At 48.9% G+C, this 3,053-nt stretch carries 2 rRNA genes; both read left to right on the plus strand.

The features are described from left to right. The first annotated feature begins 43 nt into the window (after nt 1-43). A 23S ribosomal RNA gene (locus tag QJ521_RS09480) occupies nt 44-2,893 on the plus strand. A 49-nt stretch (nt 2,894-2,942) separates the two neighbouring features. After that, nucleotides 2,943-3,051 (plus strand): 5S ribosomal RNA (gene rrf, locus QJ521_RS09485). The last annotated feature ends 2 nt before the right edge of the window (nt 3,052-3,053 follow it).

Raw genomic sequence — 3,053 nt, forward strand, 5'->3', positions numbered from 1 at the left:
GATCTTTGAAAAGTAGATAAATTCTGTCAAAAATGAATTGTAAGGTTAAGGAATAAAGGGCACACAGTGAATGCCTAGGCACTAAGAGCCGAAGAAGGACGCAACTAACGGCGAAACGCCACGGGGAGCAGTAAGTACGCGACGATCCGTGGGAATCCGAATGGGGAAACCCACCATGTGGAAGACATGGTATCCTACACTTGTGGTAGGAGGGGAAACGCAGGGAACTGAAATATCTAAGTACCTGCAGGAAAAGAAAGTAACAACGATTCTGCTAGTAGCGACGAGCGAACGCGGAGGAGCCTAACACCAGAATAGTTACAAAACTTTATTTTAAAAGAATGGCGTGGGAAAGCCAACCAAAGAAGGTGAGAGTCCTGTATTTGAAAAGATAAAGACTAGGGTGTTGAAAAGTACGGCGAGACACGAGGAATCTTGTCGGAAGATGTGAGGACCATCTCATAAGGCTAAATACTCCTTAGTGACCGATAGTGAACCAGTACCGTGAGGGAAAGGTGAAAAGAACCCCGGGAGGGGAGTGAAAGAGAACCTGAAACTGTGTGCTTACAATTAGTCAGAGCTCGTTAATGAGTGATGGCATGCCTTTTGTAGAATGAACCGGCGAGTTACGGTATCTGGCAAGGTTAAGCTTTAAGGAGCGGAGCCGAAGCGAAAGCGAGTCTGAATAGGGCGTTAAGTCAGGTGCTGTAGACCCGAAACTGGGTGAGCTAGCCATGAGCAGGTTGAAGTTTGGGTAAGACCAAATGGAGGACCGAACCAGGGTACGTTAAAAAGTGCTTGGATGACTTGTGGCTAGGGGTGAAATTCCAATCGAACCCAGAGATAGCTGGTTCTCCCCGAAATAGCTTTAGGGCTAGCGTTAGCGTAATAAGTTTTATGAAGGTAGAGCACTGAATGTGTGATGGCCCCACCTCGGGGTACTGAGCCCAATCAAACTCCGAATGTCATAAAATGTTGGCTAGCAGTCAGACTACGGGTGATAAGGTTCGTGGTCAAAAGGGAAAGAGCCCAGACCGCCAGATAAGGTCCCAAAATTGATGCTAAGTGGAAAAGGAAGTGGAGATGCACAAACAACTAGGAGGTTGGCTTAGAAGCAGCCATCCTTTAAAGAGTGCGTAAAAGCTCACTAGTCGAGTGAATCTGCGCCGAAAATGTACCGGGGCTAAGCATCATACCGAATCTGCGGATTGATAATTTATTATCAGTGGTAGGGGAGCGTTCCAACAGCGGTGAAGCATGATCGGAAGGACATGTGGAGTGGTTGGAAGTGAGAATGCCGGTGTAAGTAACGAAAAGATAGGTGAGAATCCTATCCGTCGAAAACCCAAGGTTTCCAGGGGAAGGTTCGTCCGCCCTGGGTAAGTCGGGGCCTAAGGTGAGGCTGAAAAGCGTAGCCGATGGATAGCAGGTAGAGATTCCTGCACTAGTTAGTAAACTGATGGAGTGACAAAGCAGGCTAACATCCGCCCCTTTAGTGGATTGGGGACAAGGGATCGAGGTTGATGTGTAGGCAAATCCGCACATCATTAAGACTGAGATCCGGTAGGTAAAGGATGATGACGTCAAACTTTCAAGAAAAGCTTCTAGGGTTAATTTACTAACTACCCGTACCGTAAACCGACACAGGTGGGTGGGTAGAGAATACTAAGACGCGCGAGAAAACCCTTGTTAAGGAACTCGGCAAAATGACTCCGTAACTTCGGGATAAGGAGGACTTTTAATGAAAAAGAAAAGTCGCAGAGAATAGGCCCAAGCGACTGTTTATCAAAAACATAGCTCTCTGCAAAACCGTAAGGTGAAGTATAGGGGGTGACGCCTGCCCGGTGCTGGAAGATTAAGAGGAGATGTTAGGCAACGAAGCATTGAATTGAAGTCCCAGTAAACGGCGGCCGTAACTATAACGGTCCTAAGGTAGCGAAATTCCTTGTCGGGTAAGTTCCGACCCGCACGAAAGGCGTAACGATTTGGGCACTGTCTCAACAAGGGACTCGGTGAAATCAAGCTGCCGGTGAAAACGCCGGCTACCCGCGACAGGACGAAAAGACCCCATGGAGCTTTACTGTAGCTTGATATTGACATTGGGTGTAAGATGTACAGGATAGGTGGGAGACTGAGAATCTAGAACGCTAGTTTTGGAGGAGTCGCCCTTTGGATACCACCCTTCGTGCATCTGATGTCTAACCCGCCTGAGTGGATCAGGGGGAACAGTGTCTGGTGGGCAGTTTGACTGGGGCGGTCGCCTCCCAAAGAGTAACGGAGGCGCCCAAAGGTACCCTCAGAATGGTTGGAAATCATTCGTAGAGCGCAAAAGCATAAGGGTGCTTGACTGCGAGACCAACAAGTCGAGCAGGGACGAAAGTCGGGTTTAGTGATCTTACGGTACCGCATGGAAGGGCCGTGACTCAACGGATAAAAGCTACCCTGGGGATAACAGGCTTATCGCTTCCAAGCGTTCACAGCGACGAAGCGGTTTGGCACCTCGATGTCGGCTCGTCGCATCCTGGAGCTGGAGAAGGTTCCAAGGGTTGGGCTGTTCGCCCATTAAAGCGGCACGCGAGCTGGGTTCAGAACGTCGTGAGACAGTTCGGTCTCTATCCGTCGTGGGCGTTGGAGATTTGAAGGGAGCTGCCCCTAGTATGAGAAGACCGGGGTGGACATACCACTGGTGTACCAGTTGGCCTGCCAGGGCCACAGCTGGGTAGCTATGTATGGAAGGGATAAACGCTGAAAGCATCTAAGCGTGAAGCCCACCTTAAGATGAGATCTCCCAATTTAGTAAGACCCCTTGAAGACTACGAGGTTGATAGGCTGGGTGTGGAAGTATGGTGACATATGAAGCTGACCAGTACTAATAGGTCGAGGACTTAACCTATTTTATACAATTCATGATTTAAGCAGAATTTATCTAGTTTTGAGAGATGTCTGGTGACGATGGCGAAGTGGAAACACCTGTTCCCATCCCGAACACAGCAGTTAAGCACTTCAGCGCCGAAGATAGTTCCAAGGAGCGAAAATAGGACGTTGCCAGGCAA

It is taken from the genome of Peloplasma aerotolerans (assembly GCF_030012175.1).
Lineage (GTDB): Bacteria > Bacillota_I > Bacilli_A > Acholeplasmatales > Acholeplasmataceae > Peloplasma > Peloplasma aerotolerans.